16 protein-coding genes are annotated in these 14,774 nt (G+C 66.9%); 10 read left to right on the top strand and 6 right to left on the bottom strand.

Annotated features, from left to right (window positions below):
* Positions 1-3: 3 nt before the first annotated feature.
* The 6 genes from IP65_RS11995 to IP65_RS11970 are packed head-to-tail and all read right to left on the bottom strand — an operon-like array spanning position 4 to position 4,881.
* Complete coding sequence (locus IP65_RS11995) at positions 4-681, bottom strand: arylsulfatase (protein ID WP_022678212.1); 678 nt, start codon at positions 679-681, stop codon at positions 4-6.
* Positions 678-1,442, bottom strand: a complete 765-nt coding sequence (locus tag IP65_RS11990; protein WP_022678213.1) for an alpha/beta fold hydrolase — start codon at positions 1,440-1,442, stop codon at positions 678-680. Before IP65_RS11990 ends, IP65_RS11995 begins: the two co-directional genes overlap by 4 nt.
* On the bottom strand, positions 1,439-2,266 hold the full coding sequence (locus IP65_RS11985) for a 2,3-dihydroxyphenylpropionate 1,2-dioxygenase (RefSeq protein WP_022678214.1): 828 nt from the start codon (positions 2,264-2,266) through the stop codon (positions 1,439-1,441). The genes IP65_RS11990 and IP65_RS11985 overlap by 4 nt, the downstream gene beginning before the upstream one ends.
* On the bottom strand, positions 2,259-2,564 hold the full coding sequence (locus IP65_RS11980; protein ID WP_022678215.1) for an Aromatic-ring-opening dioxygenase LigAB, LigA subunit: 306 nt from the start codon (positions 2,562-2,564) through the stop codon (positions 2,259-2,261). Before IP65_RS11980 ends, IP65_RS11985 begins: the two co-directional genes overlap by 8 nt.
* The gene (locus IP65_RS11975) at positions 2,561-3,721 is read right to left on the bottom strand and encodes a S9 family peptidase (RefSeq protein WP_051146480.1); all 1,161 of its coding nucleotides are present in this window, start codon (positions 3,719-3,721) and stop codon (positions 2,561-2,563) included. The genes IP65_RS11980 and IP65_RS11975 overlap by 4 nt, the downstream gene beginning before the upstream one ends.
* A gap of 47 nt (positions 3,722-3,768) precedes the next feature.
* Entirely contained in the window at positions 3,769-4,881 is a 1,113-nt protein-coding gene (locus IP65_RS11970) for an FAD-dependent oxidoreductase (protein WP_022678217.1), read from the bottom strand.
* Between the two features lie 284 nt (positions 4,882-5,165).
* Between IP65_RS11970 and IP65_RS11965 the strand changes: the two genes are divergently transcribed.
* The 10 genes from IP65_RS11965 to IP65_RS11920 all read left to right on the top strand — a co-directional run bounded on the left by IP65_RS11965 (position 5,166) and on the right by IP65_RS11920 (position 14,772).
* Positions 5,166-5,675 (top strand): hypothetical protein, encoded by a 510-nt coding sequence (locus IP65_RS11965; protein WP_022678218.1) that lies wholly within the window; start codon positions 5,166-5,168, stop codon positions 5,673-5,675.
* Positions 5,676-5,714: 39 nt separating this feature from the next.
* Positions 5,715-6,743 carry a hypothetical protein gene (locus IP65_RS11960; protein ID WP_022678219.1) on the top strand — a complete coding sequence of 343 codons (1,029 nt, stop codon included), beginning with the start codon at positions 5,715-5,717 and terminating at the stop codon, positions 6,741-6,743.
* 2 nt (positions 6,744-6,745) lie between these two features.
* Positions 6,746-8,236 carry an aldehyde dehydrogenase family protein gene (locus tag IP65_RS11955; RefSeq protein WP_022678220.1) on the top strand — a complete coding sequence of 497 codons (1,491 nt, stop codon included), beginning with the start codon at positions 6,746-6,748 and terminating at the stop codon, positions 8,234-8,236.
* Positions 8,199-9,323 carry a maleylacetate reductase gene (locus IP65_RS11950; RefSeq protein ID WP_369801289.1) on the top strand — a complete coding sequence of 375 codons (1,125 nt, stop codon included), beginning with the start codon at positions 8,199-8,201 and terminating at the stop codon, positions 9,321-9,323. The genes IP65_RS11955 and IP65_RS11950 overlap by 38 nt, the downstream gene beginning before the upstream one ends.
* A complete protein-coding gene (locus IP65_RS11945; protein WP_054131908.1) occupies positions 9,320-10,168 on the top strand; it encodes a dioxygenase in 849 nt (282 codons plus the stop codon). Before IP65_RS11950 ends, IP65_RS11945 begins: the two co-directional genes overlap by 4 nt.
* The gene (locus tag IP65_RS11940) at positions 10,158-10,538 is read left to right on the top strand and encodes a Rieske 2Fe-2S domain-containing protein (protein WP_171794987.1); all 381 of its coding nucleotides are present in this window, start codon (positions 10,158-10,160) and stop codon (positions 10,536-10,538) included. Before IP65_RS11945 ends, IP65_RS11940 begins: the two co-directional genes overlap by 11 nt.
* Before the next feature lie 42 nt (positions 10,539-10,580).
* The gene (locus IP65_RS11935) at positions 10,581-11,294 is read left to right on the top strand and encodes a CoA transferase subunit A (RefSeq protein ID WP_054131906.1); all 714 of its coding nucleotides are present in this window, start codon (positions 10,581-10,583) and stop codon (positions 11,292-11,294) included.
* Entirely contained in the window at positions 11,291-11,953 is a 663-nt protein-coding gene (locus tag IP65_RS11930; RefSeq protein WP_054131905.1) for a 3-oxoacid CoA-transferase subunit B, read from the top strand. The genes IP65_RS11935 and IP65_RS11930 overlap by 4 nt, the downstream gene beginning before the upstream one ends.
* Positions 11,953-13,155, top strand: a complete 1,203-nt coding sequence (gene pcaF / locus IP65_RS11925; protein ID WP_054131904.1) for a 3-oxoadipyl-CoA thiolase — start codon at positions 11,953-11,955, stop codon at positions 13,153-13,155. The genes IP65_RS11930 and pcaF overlap by 1 nt, the downstream gene beginning before the upstream one ends.
* A 177-nt stretch (positions 13,156-13,332) precedes the next feature.
* Positions 13,333-14,772, top strand: a complete 1,440-nt coding sequence (locus tag IP65_RS11920) for a PLP-dependent aminotransferase family protein (RefSeq protein WP_231627675.1) — start codon at positions 13,333-13,335, stop codon at positions 14,770-14,772.
* Positions 14,773-14,774 lie beyond the last annotated feature (2 nt).

Genomic DNA, 14,774 nt, shown 5'->3' with positions numbered 1-14,774 from the left:
GCGTTAGCGGATCGCGCCGCGATTCTCGACGCAAGCCTCATGAAAAATTGCCGCGCGAATGCCCTCTACCGCACATTGCGGCGTGGTCAGGACCGTTCGGCCGGCATGCGGCGCGATCGCGGCCGCAGCGCGGGCCAGACTGAACTGCGCCAATGCCACGACGCTGCAATCCTCGGGCAGAGTGGCAGCGACCGCTGCAACAATCGCATCGTGCCGCGCGGCATCGCCGCTTTGCAGCGCGTCGAGCGCACCGGGACAATGTACCGGCAGCACCCGGTCGGGATCGGGGAATTCGGGCAGCATCGAAGGCAGCGTCGGTGCAAAGCTCGCCAGCAGCGCGATGCGCCCTGCCCCCGCCGCCGCGACGGCCCGTGCGATCATCGCCGTATTGGGCTTGTGCACCGGCAGCGGCGCCAGATCGGCGGCAACGGCGTCGATCGCCGGCCCAAAGGCAGAGCAGGTGAACAGAATGCCATCGGCCCCTGCCCCTGCCGCATAGCGGCCCAGCGTGCGGAACCGCGCAACGATCGCGTCGGTAAGCGCGCCAGCCTCGGCCAAGTCGCGCGACAGGCTGTCGTCGAGCAGGTTGGCCAGGCGCGCCTGTGGCCAATGCTCGGCAAAGGCGGCGTTGATCGGCGCGATCGAGGCTTCCAGCGCATGAATCAGTGTAATCGCGGTCATTGCCCCTCCACGAAACGCGCGATCGTTTCGCCAAATGCACCTGGCGCCTCGACATTGGCGAGGTGCGCGGCCGGCAAAGTGGCAAACCGCGCGGTCGGGATATGCGCGGCGAAGTCTTGCATCATCGCGGGCGCCGCCGCCTTGTCCTCGGCACCAGCCAGCACCAGGCATGGCATCGCGAGTTTTGGCAGCAAGGCCATGTGATCGAGCGTGGCGATGATCCGCGCTGCCGCAACAAAGCCGGCGGCGGGCGTCTGGCGGATCATGCCGCGCACCCCGTCAAGCGTCTGCGGCGAGGCAGCAGCGAAATCGGGCGTGAACCAGCGGTCGAGGCTGGTTTCGACCTGCGTCTCGATCCCCTCGCGCTCCACCATCGCGATCCGCTCATGCCACATCGCGGCGACGGGCGGGGGCGTGCGCGCGGCACAGCAGGCCAGCACCAGGCGCTCCACCCGGGCAGCATGGCGCAGCGCCACCTGCATCGCCACCATCGCGCCAAACGACATGCCGACCAGGCTGAACCGATCGATGCCATGGGTTGAGAGCGTCTCGGCAACCGCATCGGCATAGTCGGCAAAGCCAGCGCCTTCGGGCAGCAATGCACTGGCGCCATGGCCCGGCAGGTCCACCCGCACCACGCGAAACCGCTGGGAAAGCTGCTCCACCTGCGGGCGCCACAACGCGGCCGAGGTGGCGATGGCATGGAGGAAGACGAGCGGCGGCGCGCCGGCGGGGCCGTCGATATGGATTGCAAGCGTCATGCCATCATGCTCCAGCGGCCCAGCCCGATCCCGGTATACCAGTCGGTGATGCAGTCATAGTGATAGGTTTCGAACGGCGCGCCTTCGGCAATGCCCTGGGCGACCAGCCAGTTGCGCACTTCTTCCGCGCCATTGCCGGCTGTGTTGACCGTCGCTTCCGCAAAGTCGGCAGCCGCATCCAGCCCGCCAGCTTCCAACTGCTGGAGAAAGCCACGGTCGAACGCCTCGTCGAGCTGGCCCATGCGCGGCGTGCCAACATCGTGGCTCAGCCCGCCGGTGGCGAGCACAGCCACGCGCGCGGCGCCCATATAGCCCCTGATAGCCTGCCCCAGTGCCCGGCCGAACGCCACGCAGCGCCGCATCGCCGGCATCGGCGGCTGCACCGTGTTGACCAGGATCGGCACTACCGGGATGGCCCCCGCAATCCCGGCCAGATCGAGCGGGGTCATCATGCCGTGGTCAAGCGTCAGTTCCATCGACAGCGCCGGGTCAAAGCCCGCCGCCATCACCGACTGGAGCAGATGCGCGGCAAGCGCGGCATCGCCCGGCAATTGCTGCTTCGGGATCTTGAGCCAACCCTCCACCGGGCTGGGGTAGGATCGCGCCACGCCGATGCAGAAAGGCGGCAGGTTATCGAGAAAGAAATTGTGCAGGTGATCATCGGAAACCAGGACCAGCGCGTCGGGCTGCGTCGCCGCGATCTCCTGCCCCACCCGCGTGAACTGGCGAAAAGCGGCCTCGCGCCGCGCGGGCGCGGGCGCATCGGGCATATTGGTCATCACGGGGGTGTGGCTCACGGCATAGACGCCGGTAATCTCAGCCATGGGTCGCATCTCCTACGGCGCGCAGGGCAGCCAGATAGTCGGCTTCGGGAACCCGCAGTTGCAGGCAATAGGCGCGCAGCAGATAGGGGTTGGCGCCCAGCAAATAGAGCCTGCCGATGTCGGTGGCGTCGAGCGCGGCGCGGGCCGCATCAGACAGCGGTTCGTCCGCGATGTAGCGCGCCGGATTGTCGAAGAAGCGGGTTTCCTCCGCGCGGTCATGCTGGACGCGATAGAGGATGCGGTTGATCGCATAGGCCTCTTCGGTGGGCATGTCCTGCACCCAGTTGCGCGCGGTCATGCCGATGCTCCCGCACCTACGGCGCCGACGAGCCAGTCGACGATGGTCGGCAGCGTTTGCGGGGTGATGCCCATGTGGCCGCCGGGGAACATGCGCACTGCCTTGGGGCTGCCGTGGCCGACCAGAAGATCGATATCGGCCACCGGGCACTGGCTGTCGCCACGCCCATTGACCAGCAGCAGCGGTGCCGAAGGGCGATCGAGCAGGCCTTGCTCAAGCAGCGAGAGCTGGGCAAAGCCCTGGATATAGCCCTCCCAGCTATCGACGCCGAGCATGCGCATCCGCGTCTCGACCAGTTCCATCAGATAGCTGTCAGGATGGCGCGAGCGTTCGATCCATTCGCGCTGGAACATGAAGTGCGCGCCGCCACCCCAGTTCACCGCGCCGGCCACGCGGTCAGGGACGACATGGGCGAGCTTGGTCGCCCAATAGCCGCCGAACGAGCGCCCGAGCAGGCCGACCTTGGCGCCATCGAGATCCGGCTGCGCCGCTGCCCAGTCGAACACGGGGAGGAACTGACGCTCGGCATCGGCGGTGCCCTTTACGGGCGATTCGCCGGTGCCTGGCCCATCCATCGCGATGGTGGCGATACCGCGGGCCAGCAGCAGGTCGCACGCCGCGGTCATCTGTTCCTTCCACGCGTCCACCCCGCCCCACATCACCACGACACGGGGGCGAGCAACGCCCTGGGGCCGGCGGTAGTAGAACACGACCTCGCCGCCTTCACCGGCATGGCCGTCAAACGGCACCACCACGCGGGCCAGCGGCGGCGACATCAGCGCGCCGGCGGCCAGATAGGCATCCCGCTCGCGCGCGGCACAGGCAAGCTTGTCGGGATGGTTGGGGCACGGAAAACGGCCGAGGAAAAAGAAACCGTGCGCGCGCAGATACTCCTTGCGCCGCAGCGCCGGATCGCTTTCCGTCTCGGCGCGCTGCCACGCCTTTTCGCCAGCGTCACGCCAGGCCGCTGCCCAGTTCACCGGATCGAGCCCCTGGAGCGTTGTGAGGACGGCAGCGGTATCGTCGGCGGCCAGGTTGTTCATCGGGTGGATCGCCTTGCCCGTGCGATCGAGCATCCACGCCTTGGCTTCGTCCAGGGTACGCGGCCGCCCGGTGTCGGGGGTGGCGGGCGGCAATTGGGGTTCGGTGTCGAACATCGCTATCTCCTGCTGCTGCTGCTGCGCGCGCAGCGCATGCAAAGGCATCAAATGGGCTGGGCGAGCATGGCGAGTGTCTCGCCGACGATCCGGGTCTGCTCGGCGGGCGGCGCGCCGGCGCGCTCGAGACGACCGATTTCCATCGAGTTGCGCACGACCAGCTGGCAGCGCGCCGTGCGCCGCTCGGCAAAGCGGGCGAGCACTTCGGGCAGGTCGTCACCGCGGGCCAGTTCCTCGCCAAGCACGATGGCATCCTCCACCGCCATGCCAGCGCCAGACGCGAGATGGGGCGTAGTGGGATGCGCGGCATCACCGATCAACAGCACGCGCCCGACATGCCAGGGTGGCGGCAGCAGGAACGCCTCGAGCGGCCGCATCACGATCTGCGAGCGGGGGCCAAGGCCCTCGCGCAGCGCCCGCAACGGGCCGCCGTATCCATCCAGAAGATCACGCAAGCCGAGGTACAGTTCCTCATCTGGCACCACGCTGCGGCGCGGACAGGTTTCGAGCAGGAACATGTACAAGCTGTCGCGCGACACGGGCGACAGCCCCACCTTGACCGGCCCGCCCAGGAAGAAATGGCGGCGGTCGATCTCTGCCGGGCGATCGGCGAACAGCCGCCAGATCGTTTGCCCGGTATATTCGGGCTGAGGCGCATCTGGCAGGATCAGGCTGCGGGTGCGCGAAAACACGCCGTCGGCCCCCAGCACCAGATCATAGCTGGCACGGCCGCCATCGCTGAACACGACATCGACCTGGTCATCCCGCTGATGCAGCGCGTCGACAGTCAGCCCCAGCCGTACAGTGGCGCCCGATGCGCGGGTCTTTTCCGAGAGGATGCGGTGCAGCGTCGGCCGCATGATCCCGCCGCTGCCGGGCATGCCGGCCGGATCGGGCACTTCGCCCACCTGCTGCCCCTCGATCGTGCAGACCCGGATGCCGTTGCCGGAAAAGCCGTCGCGCAGCACGTCGTCCAGAATGCCCAGTTGATCAAAGGCGCGCAGCGTCGGGCTGGTGATGGTGATGCCGGCGCCATAGACGCGCCAGGCTGGGTCGATGTCGATCAGGTCCACCGCCACACCCAGGCGCCGCAGCACGAGGGCCGAGGACATACCCCCGATTCCGCCGCCGATGATCAGGGCCGAGCGCACGCTGGTCATGCCCGCACCCGCGCGATGCTTGCCGCGCCCATCCTCACGATCATGTCTCTCTCCGCTCCTTGAAGGTCGTTTCGCCATTTCGATTAGCGACGAACCGTACGATCGTACAGCCCCGGGAACGGGCGTGCCTGCGCTTTCGGGCGAATCTGTGCAAGCCGTGCCGAAGCACGCTGGAATCGTGCAGGAAGACAGGCAGCCACGCTCCTAGCCTGCCCTCGACCAAGCCACTGTCCCGTCAGGGTTGGAGCGCGAACACGCGCCGTGGCACGCTCAGGAGATTGGAAATGTCCGACGTCATCACCCGCTTTGGTTCGCTGGATGATTACGAGAAGGGCGGCGTCGAGATCATCAACGACGATCCCCGCAACTATGTGTTTTCCAACGTCTTCGAGGTGGCAAAGACCAACGCGCCCTATGCCCGTGTCGCCGTGGGCATCAACTTTGAATATGTCATCGAAGCTGCCCGCGCCGAAGGCACCTCACCCTGGTACACCTGCGCGCACGACGAGTTTGTCCTGTGCATGGATGGCGATGTCGAAGTCCACCTCGTCAAGCTCGCCAGTCCGGATGATCATGTCGATCCCGAGCATGAGGGCGCGGTGCAACTGGCCGACGCCATGCCCGAAGGCCGCAAGATGGGCCGCCTCGTGCTCGGGCGCGGCCACCAGGGACTGCTGCCGGTGGGGGCGGCCTATCGCTTCCATGCCGAAAAACCCGCCGTCATCCTGGTGCAGACGATCCTTGGCGACGTGACCGTCCAGAAATGGGCGGAGATCTGCCAGACCACGGCCTGATCGCGCCGCGCCTTTCCCGACCCTTTCAGGAGAAATTCCATGGCCATGTCGCTATCGCTCGACGCCCAGGCTGCGCCCACCACCAGCACCGCCAGCACCGACACCGAAACGCTGGAAATCAGCAACCAGACCGGGTTCCGCGCCTTCCGCGCCGGCGGCTTCCACTTCAAGCGTGACGAGTATTTCGCCCACCTCTCGTGGCCGGGCGGAACCCACATCATCCCGATCGACGTGTTCCTGCGGGCAATGATGCGCGATGTCGCCTGGGGCTTCTTCTATGGCGTGGTGAACTTCGACGCGGTGTTCGGCACCATCAACCACTATGGCGAAGTGACGATGTTCGCCGGGCGCTTCAACGATGCCTACCGCAGCGCCGGCCGCGACTATTCCGAGCGTTTCCAGTCGGCCGCGCTGATGGCGACGTTCAAGGAACTGCTCTCTGACTGGACGGTGGCGGGCTATGACCCGTTTGCCGCGCCGATGGAAACCGGCGTTCCCTGGGGTGTGAAGCACGGCGCCAACGATGCCGCCATCACCCGCCAGCGCGTGACCGCGCACCGCATGGTCGGCCTGCCCGGCGACACGCCGCTGCGCACCGATACCGCCGGCTTCCCGGTAAACCGCCAGTTCGCCGATGTGCCGCAAGACCAGCCGGTAGTCGAGGCCGAGCCCGGTTTCGAGCACGAGGTGAGCGCCTATAACCTGTTTGGTTACCTGTCCCGCTCTGACGTGACCTGGAACCCCAGTGTCTGCTCGGTGGTGGGCGATAGCCTGTTCTGCCCCACGTCGGAGGAGTTCATCCTGCCGGTCGAACATGGCAACGATCGCTGCGAGTGGTTCCTGCAGCTTTCCGACGAGATCACCTGGGACGTGAAGGACAAGGAAACCGGCAAGCCGCGCGCCCGCGTGCTGGCCCGTGCCGGCGACATCTGCTGCATGCCTGCCGATATCCGCCACCAGGGCTATTCGACCAAGCGCTCGATGCTGCTCGTCTGGGAAAACGGCGCCGCCAAGATCCCGCAGATGATTGCCGAGGGCACCGCCCCCGTCACGCCGGTGCAGTTCTGACCATGGCGCGGATCGACCCCCTTCTCGCTTTCCCGACCAAGCTGCTGATCGACGGAAAATGGTGCGATGGTGCCGATGGCGGCACGATCACCGTGGCCAATCCCTTTGATGGCGAGGCCCTCGCCGAAGTCGCCATCGCCACGGCCGCCGATGTAGATCGCGCGGTCGAGGCGGCCGCGCGCGCCTTCCCGGCCTGGCGGGCGCTGGCTGCACACGATCGCGGGCGCCTGCTGCTCAAGCTGGCCGACGCGATCGAGGCAGATACTGCCAACCTTGCGCGGCTCGAAGCGCTCGATACCGGCCACCCGATCCGCGATTGCCTGTCGCTCGACGTGCCGCGCACGGTGCTGTGCTTCCGATATTTCGGCGGCATGGCAGACAAGCTGGAAGGTTCTGTCGTGCCGGTCGATGCGGGCTTCCTCAACTATGTCGAACGCGAACCGATCGGCGTGGTCGGCGCGATCGTGCCGTGGAACTTCCCGTTGATGTTCACCAGTTGGAAGCTGGGCCCTGCGCTCGCGGCAGGCAACACGGTGGTGATCAAGCCATCGGAAATCACGCCGCTGTCCACCTTGCGGATTGGCGAGCTGATGCAGCAGGTCGGCTTTCCGGACGGCGTGATCAACATCGTCACCGGCTACGGCCACGACGCGGGCCAGCGCATTGCCGAACATCCCGGCATCGGCAAGGTCGCGTTCACGGGCTCTACCGCCACCGGTCGGCGGATCGTCGAGGCATCGGCCACCAACCTCAAGAAGGTGCAGCTGGAACTGGGCGGCAAGGGACCGAACATCGTCTTCGCCGATGCCAATCTGCCGGCGGCAGTGGGTGGATCGGCCTTTGCGATCTTCCACAATCAGGGCCAGGCCTGCATCGCCGGATCGCGGCTGATCCTGCACGAAGCCATCGCCGACGCTTTCCTTGAAAAGTTCGTGGCGCTCGCCCGCTCGATCCGGCTGGGCGATCCACTCGATCCGCAGACGGAAATGGGGCCGCTTACCTCGCGGCTGCACCAAGAGCGCGTGCTGTCTTTCGTCGAGGTCGCGCGCGAACAGGGCGGCGACGTGCTGACCGGCGGCCGCGCGCCTGTCGATGCAGCGCTGGCGGCGGGCTGCTTTGTGGAGCCGACCATCGTGCGCGCCCAGCCCGATCACCGGGTGGCGCAGGAGGAGGTGTTCGGTCCTTTCGTCACCGTGCTGACCTTCCGCACCGACGAGGAGGCGCTGGCGATCGCCAACGGCACCGAATATGGCCTCGGCGCCGGTCTGTGGACGCAGGACATCACCCGCGCGCACCGCTTCGCCAAGCAGATCCACGCCGGCATGGTGTGGATCAACAGCTACAAGCGGGTCCATCCGGGCTCACCCTTCGGGGGCGTCGGCCGTTCTGGCTATGGCCGTGAAATGGGTTTCGAGGCGATGCGCGAATACACCGTGGCCAAGTCGGTGTGGGTCAATGTCGACGCGCAAATCCCGCCCTTCTACCGGCGCTGAGCCAAGGATGCGGCACTTCACCTATCAGGGCCTGCCAACACAGGTCACCTTTGGAACCGGCACCGTGGCTTCGCTGCCCACGGTGCTGGCGCACCAAGGTGTGCGTCGCGCCGTGCTGCTGTCCACCCCGCAACAGGCAGAGCAGGCACGCGCGGCAACCCGGTCGCTTGGCAACACGATCGTCGCCACGTTCACCGACGCGACGATGCACACCCCGGTCGAAGTCACGGCCCGCGCCGAAGCGGAATTGGCGGCATGCGGCGCCGATGGCGTGGTCGCGTTCGGCGGCGGCTCCACCATCGGCCTGGGCAAGGCGCTGGCCGTGCGAACCGGCGTGCGCCACATCGCCGTGCCCACCACCTATGCCGGATCGGAGATGACACCGATCCTGGGCGAGACCGCAGGAGGCCGCAAGACCACCCGCCGGGCGCCGGAAATCCTCCCGCATGCCGTGGTCTATGACGTGGACCTGACGCTGGGCCTGCCGCCCGGCATCTCGGGCACCAGCGGCATCAATGCCATCGCCCATGCAGTCGAGGGGCTCTATGCCCGCGATACCAACCCAGTGATGCAGTTGGTCGCGCAGGAAGGCATCCGCGCGCTGGCGTCAGCACTGCCGCGCGTCGTTGCGGACGGGGCCGACGTGGCGGCGCGTAGCCAGGCGCTCTATGGTGCATGGCTGTGCGGCATGGTGCTCGGTTCGGTCGGCATGGCGCTGCACCACAAGCTGTGCCACACGCTCGGCGGCAGTTTCGATCTGCCCCATGCCGAAACCCACGCCATCGTGTTGCCCCACGCGCTCGCCTACAACGCGCCGGCGATCTCCGAAGCGATGGCGATGCTCCGCTCTGCCCTGGGTGACGACGATCCGGCTGCGGCGCTCCATCGGCTGGCTCGGCAAGTTGGCGCACCGTGCGCGCTGCGCGATCTGGGCATGCCCGAATCCGGCATCGACGTGGCAACCGACCAGGCGCTCGAAAACGCCTATTGGAACCCGCGCCCCTTGGAGCACGCAGGGGTCCGCGACCTGATCGCCCGCGCCTGGGCTGGCGATCCACCCGCTGCAAGCGAAAGCGAGGCCGCATGAGCACGCCCGACTTCGCCGCCATCACCACGGCCGCGATCGACCGCATGGCCGAGGCACCAAATGCCCGGTTGCGGCAGATCCTTGCCGTGGTGCTGCGCCACCTGCACGACGCCATCCGGGAAACGTGCCTTACCGAGGCCGAATGGGAAGCGGCAATCGCGTTTCTCACCCGCACCGGGCAGATGTGCACCGCCGAGCGGCAGGAATTCATCCTGCTTTCGGACGTGCTTGGCGTCTCGATGCTGGTCGATGCGCTCAATCATGCTGCTGGCGAGGGCGTGAGCGAGTCCACCGTCTTTGGCCCGTTCTATGCCGGCCGCCAGCCGGTGCTTGCCGCCGGGGCTTCGATCCTCAAGCGCCCGGAAGAAGGCACGCCGCTGCACATGCGCGGGACGGTATCCACGGTACGCGGCGCACCCCTCGCCGGTGCGCTGGTAGAGGTGTGGCAGACCGCACCGAACGGGCAATACGACGTGCAGGACCCGCAGCAGCCTGCCGGACACCTGCGAGCCAGCTTTGAAACTGCCGCAGACGGCAGCTTTGCCTTCGCCACGATCGTGCCGGTCAGCTACCCCATCCCCGACGATGGCCCGGTCGGCGCGCTGCTTGAGGCGCTCGGCCGCCATCCGAACCGACCGGCCCACATCCACTTCATGATCACGGCACCAGGCTATCGTCGCCTCGTCACGCATCTGTTCATCGAGGGTGACCCATATCTGGCAAGCGACGCGGTCTTCGGCGTGAAGCAATCGCTGATCGTGCGGCCCCAGGCACAGGCCGATGGCAGCCTCGGGATCGACTATGCCTTCACCCTGGCCGACGCGCCCGCGGGGCATGATGGATGATCCAGGCCTGTGGAGATACCGCCCCAATGCCCCGGCGCCCGGAACCCTGCTCGGCCCCATCGCGGACATTCCGGTTGGCACCGCCAGGGAATATCGCTTTGGTCGTGGCCGCAGCGCTTTCTCGATGTTCGTGGTCCACATCCCGGATGGCGGTGTGCGCGCCTATCTCAACCTCTGCCCGCACTATTCGCTGCCGCTCAACCACGCGCCAGACGAGTTCATGCAGAGCAGCGCCATCCTGTGCAGCCAGCATTTTGCACTGTTCCGCGCGGATACCGGCGCCTGTTTCTCGGGCGCCTGCGAGGGCCGGTCGCTCACCGCCATTCCCGTCGGCGTCTCGGGACAGGGCCTGCTGACGATTGCCGACTGACACGTATCTGGGCGGCGCACGGTCTGCACCGCTGGAGGAACCATGAAGAACAAGCTCTACGATAGCCCCGCCGACGCGCTGGACGGCCTGTTGTTCGACGGCATGACGATCATGTCCGGCGGCTTTGGCCTGTCGGGCAATCCGGAAAGCCTGATCCCGGAAATCCGCGCACGCGGCGTTCGCGGCCTTACGGTCATCTCGAACAATGCCGGTGCCGACGGGTTTGGCCTGTGGATGCTGCTGGAAAGCCGGCAGGTGAAGAAAATGATCTCGTCCTATGTCGGCGAGAACAAGCTGTTCGAGCAGCAATACCTCTCCGGCGAGCTGGAACTGGAACTCACGCCGCAAGGCACGCTGGCCGAGCGCATCCGCGCGGGCGGCGCGGGCATTCCCGCGTTCTATACCAAGACCGGAGTGGGGACGCTCGTGGCCGAGGGCAAGCCGATCGAAACCTTCGACGGCGTGGAATACGTCCGCGAAACATGGCTGCGTGCCGATCTGGCGATCATCAAGGCATGGAAAGCCGATCCCGAAGGAAACCTGATGTTCCGCAAGACCGCGCGCAACTTCAATCCCAACATGGCGACGGCGGGCAAGGTCACGGTTGTCGAAGTGGAAGAGATCGTCGCGGCCGGCGCGCTCGACCCGGACTGCATTCACACACCCGGCATCTATGTCGACCGGATCGTCCGGTCGACGATCAACGAGAAGCGCATCGAAAAGCTGACCACCCGCGCGCCGGAGATTGTGACATGAGCTGGACCCGCGACGAAATGGCGGCCCGCGTCGCCCGCGAGTTGCAGGATGGATACTATGTCAATCTTGGCATCGGCATCCCGACGCTGGTAGCAAACCATGTTCCCCCCGGCATCGATGTGACGTTGCAATCGGAAAACGGCCTGCTTGGCATCGGGCCGTTTCCCTATCCCGGCGAAGCCGATCCCGATCTCATCAACGCCGGCAAGCAGACCGTCACCACCCTGCCCACGTCCAGCTTCTTTTCCAGCGCAGACAGCTTTGCGATGATCCGCAGCGGCCGGATCGACATGGCCGTTCTGGGCGCGATGGAAGTGAGCGAAGGCGGCGACATCGCCAACTGGACCATCCCGGGCAAGATGGTGAAGGGCATGGGCGGGGCAATGGACCTCGTCGCAGGCGTGCGCCGCATCGTCGTGGTGATGGAGCACACCAGCAAGAGCGGCGGGCACAAGATCCTGCCGGCCTGCACGCTGCCGCTGACCGGCCGGGCCTGCGTCGATCTGATCGTCACCGATCTCTGCGTGCTCGCCTGCGCCAAGCCGGGCCTGCGCCTGGTCGAATGCGCGCCTGGCGTGACGGTGGAGGAAATTCGGGCAAAAACCGGCGCCAGTTTCTCGGTCGCGCTGTCTTCTCCGTCCTCAAGCCAGGATCTCTGATGCGCCACGCCTTTATCTGCGACGCTATCCGCACCCCGATCGGCAGGCTGAACGGTGCGCTCTCCACCATCCGCGCTGACGATCTCGCCGCCATTTCGCTGCGCGCGCTTGGCGAGCGCAACGGCGGGGTGGACTGGGAAGCCATCGACGACGTGCTGCTTGGCTGTGCCAACCAGGCGGGCGAAGACAACCGCAACGTCGCGCGCATGGCGGTGCTGCTGGCAGGCCTGCCCGAAGCGGTGCCTGGGGCTACCGTCAACCGGCTGTGCGGCTCTGGCCTCAACGCCGTCGGTATGGCCGCCCAGGCGATCCGCGCCGGCGATGCCGAGTTGATCATTGCAGGGGGCGTCGAAAGCATGACCCGCGCCCCGTTTGTGCTGGGCAAGGCAACCACGCCCTTCGACCGCGGGCAGAAGATCGAGGACACCACCCTGGGTTGGCGCTTCATCAACCCGCTGCTCCGCGCGGCCTATGGCGTGGACACGATGCCGCAGACCGGCGAAAATGTGGCGGCCGAGTGGCGGATCACGCGCGAGGAACAGGACGCTTTCGCGCTCGCCAGCCAGGAAAAGGCCGCAGCGGCGATCGTCAGCGGCCGAATGGCGGTGGAAATCGTGCCGATCGGCATTCCCCAGCCCAAGGGCGAGCCCACGATCTTCGCGCGCGATGAGCATCCCCGCGCCACCAGCCTGGAGGCGCTTGCCAAGCTCCGGCCGGTCGTCCGCCCCGACGGGACGGTAACCGCCGGCAATGCCTCAGGCCTCAACGATGGCGCGGCGGCCATGCTGGTTGCCAGCGAAGCGGCCGCCCGCACCCATGGTCTGACGCCCCGCGCCCGGATACTTGGCATGGCCACAACGGGCATTGCCCCGCGCGTGATGGGCGCAGGCCCGATCGAGGCGGCCCGCAAATTGTGCCGGATCACCGGGATCGCGCTCGAACAGGTCGATGTGATCGAGTTGAACGAAGCCTTCGCCAGCCAGGCGATCGCCACGCTCAGGTCTCTTGGCATCCGTGCCGACGATCCGCGCGTCAATCGCAATGGCGGCGCCATCGCGCTGGGTCATCCGCTGGGCATGTCTGGCGCGCGGATCGTCATGACCGCCATCGAGGAACTGCACCACAGCGGCGGCCGCTATGCGCTGGCATTCATGTGCGTCGGGGTCGGCCAGGGCATCGCGCTGATGCTCGAAAAGGTCTGACGGCGGCCGGGGCCTCCACCCCATTCGGACAGGTCTTGTAACGCGCAAGAACGGAGGTGCTGCGCAGCGCCGCAAGGGAAGCCCCTTGACCCCCAATCCCAAAACCCCGATTGGACCCCACAACACCCCTTTTGCGGAGTCCATCACAGGTCCATGCGCCGCGGCTGGTCCCTTACCTTGCAACAGCGCATTCGCAGCGATCAGGCCACGCCGCTCTATATGCAGCTGGCCCATGCCCTGATCCACGAGATCGAGCGTGGGCGTCTGCAACCCGGCTCGGCGCTTCCCAGCAGCCGGGAACTGGCGGCGGAACTGGGCTTCAATCGCAAGACGGTGGTGACGGCCTACGAGGAACTGATGGCGCAGGGCTGGCTGGAAGCGGCCGGGCGCAAGGGCACAGCGGTGGCCAAGCGGCTGCCCCGCAGCCGGCCCGAGGCGATCGAGGCCAGTCCGCCCATCGGCCGGCGGCCGATCTATCGCTTCGTCTCCCCACCCGATCGACCCATTGCCGTGCCGCCTGGCCGGGTGATCAAGCTGGACGAGGGCAGCCCCGATGGCAGCCTGTTCCCACCCGAGGCCCTGGCGCGCGCCTTTCGCACCGCTGCTCTCTATGCCGCGCGGCGCCAACAGCTGGGCTATCGCGATCCCTGCGGCAGCGACAAGCTGCGCGCGAGCCTCGCTACCATGCTGCGCGAGGAGCGCGGGCTGGTGGTGGACGCGGAAAACGTGTGCGTCACGCGGGGCAGCCAGATGGGCATCGCGCTCGCCGCACGGCTGCTCGCCCGTCCCGGTGCGGTCGCCCTGGCCGAGGCGCTGACCTATGAACCCGCCGTCGCCGCGTTCCAGGCGGCCGGGGTGCCGGTGCTGCCGGTACCGCTTGACGACGAGGGCATCGACGTCGACGCGGTGGAGCGCGCCTGTCGCAGCCGGAAGGTCTGCGCGGTTTTCCTTACCCCGCACCACCAGTTCCCCTCCACCGTTTCGCTCGCGCCGGAGCGACGGCTGCGCCTGGTGGAGCTGGCCCGCCAGTTTGGCTTTGCCATCATCGAGGACGATTACGACCACGAATTTCGCTTTGGCTCGCAACCGCTGCTGCCCATGGCCGCCTATGCGCCTGATGTGGTGATCTATGTGGGCTCGTTGTCCAAGCTGCTGCTGCCCGCGCTGCGCGTGGGCTATATCGTGGCGCCAACGCCAGTGATCGCGGCGGCGGCACACCAGGTTTCGATCGGCGATGGCATGGGCAACAGCCTGACCGAGGATGCGGTGGCCATGCTGTTCGAAGAAGGCGAAGTGCGCCGCCACGCGCGCAAGGCCACGCGCATCTATGGCCAGCGCCGGGATGCGCTGGCCCAGGCCGTGCAGGATGAACTGGGCGATCTGGTCAGCGCCCGCTTGCCCGCCGGCGGCCTGGCAATGTGGCTGGAATTCCAGGATCTTGCCGCGCTTGCCCGGATCGAGGAAGGCGCAGGCGCGGCCGGCATCACCTTTGCCCAATCGGCATCCTATCGCCTGGCCGAGAATGCCCCCCATGGCCTGCGCCTGGGCTTTGCCAGCCATGCCGCGGAACGCACGGTACAGGCGGTGCGCGTGCTGGGTGCACTGGGCCGGGGTTGAGC

The sequence above is a fragment of the Novosphingobium sp. AAP1 genome (assembly GCF_001295765.1).
Classification (GTDB): Bacteria; Pseudomonadota; Alphaproteobacteria; order Sphingomonadales; family Sphingomonadaceae; genus Novosphingobium; species Novosphingobium capsulatum.
The sequence above is the reverse complement of the archived record's forward strand: the minus strand, read 5'-3'. Positions and strand labels throughout refer to the sequence as shown.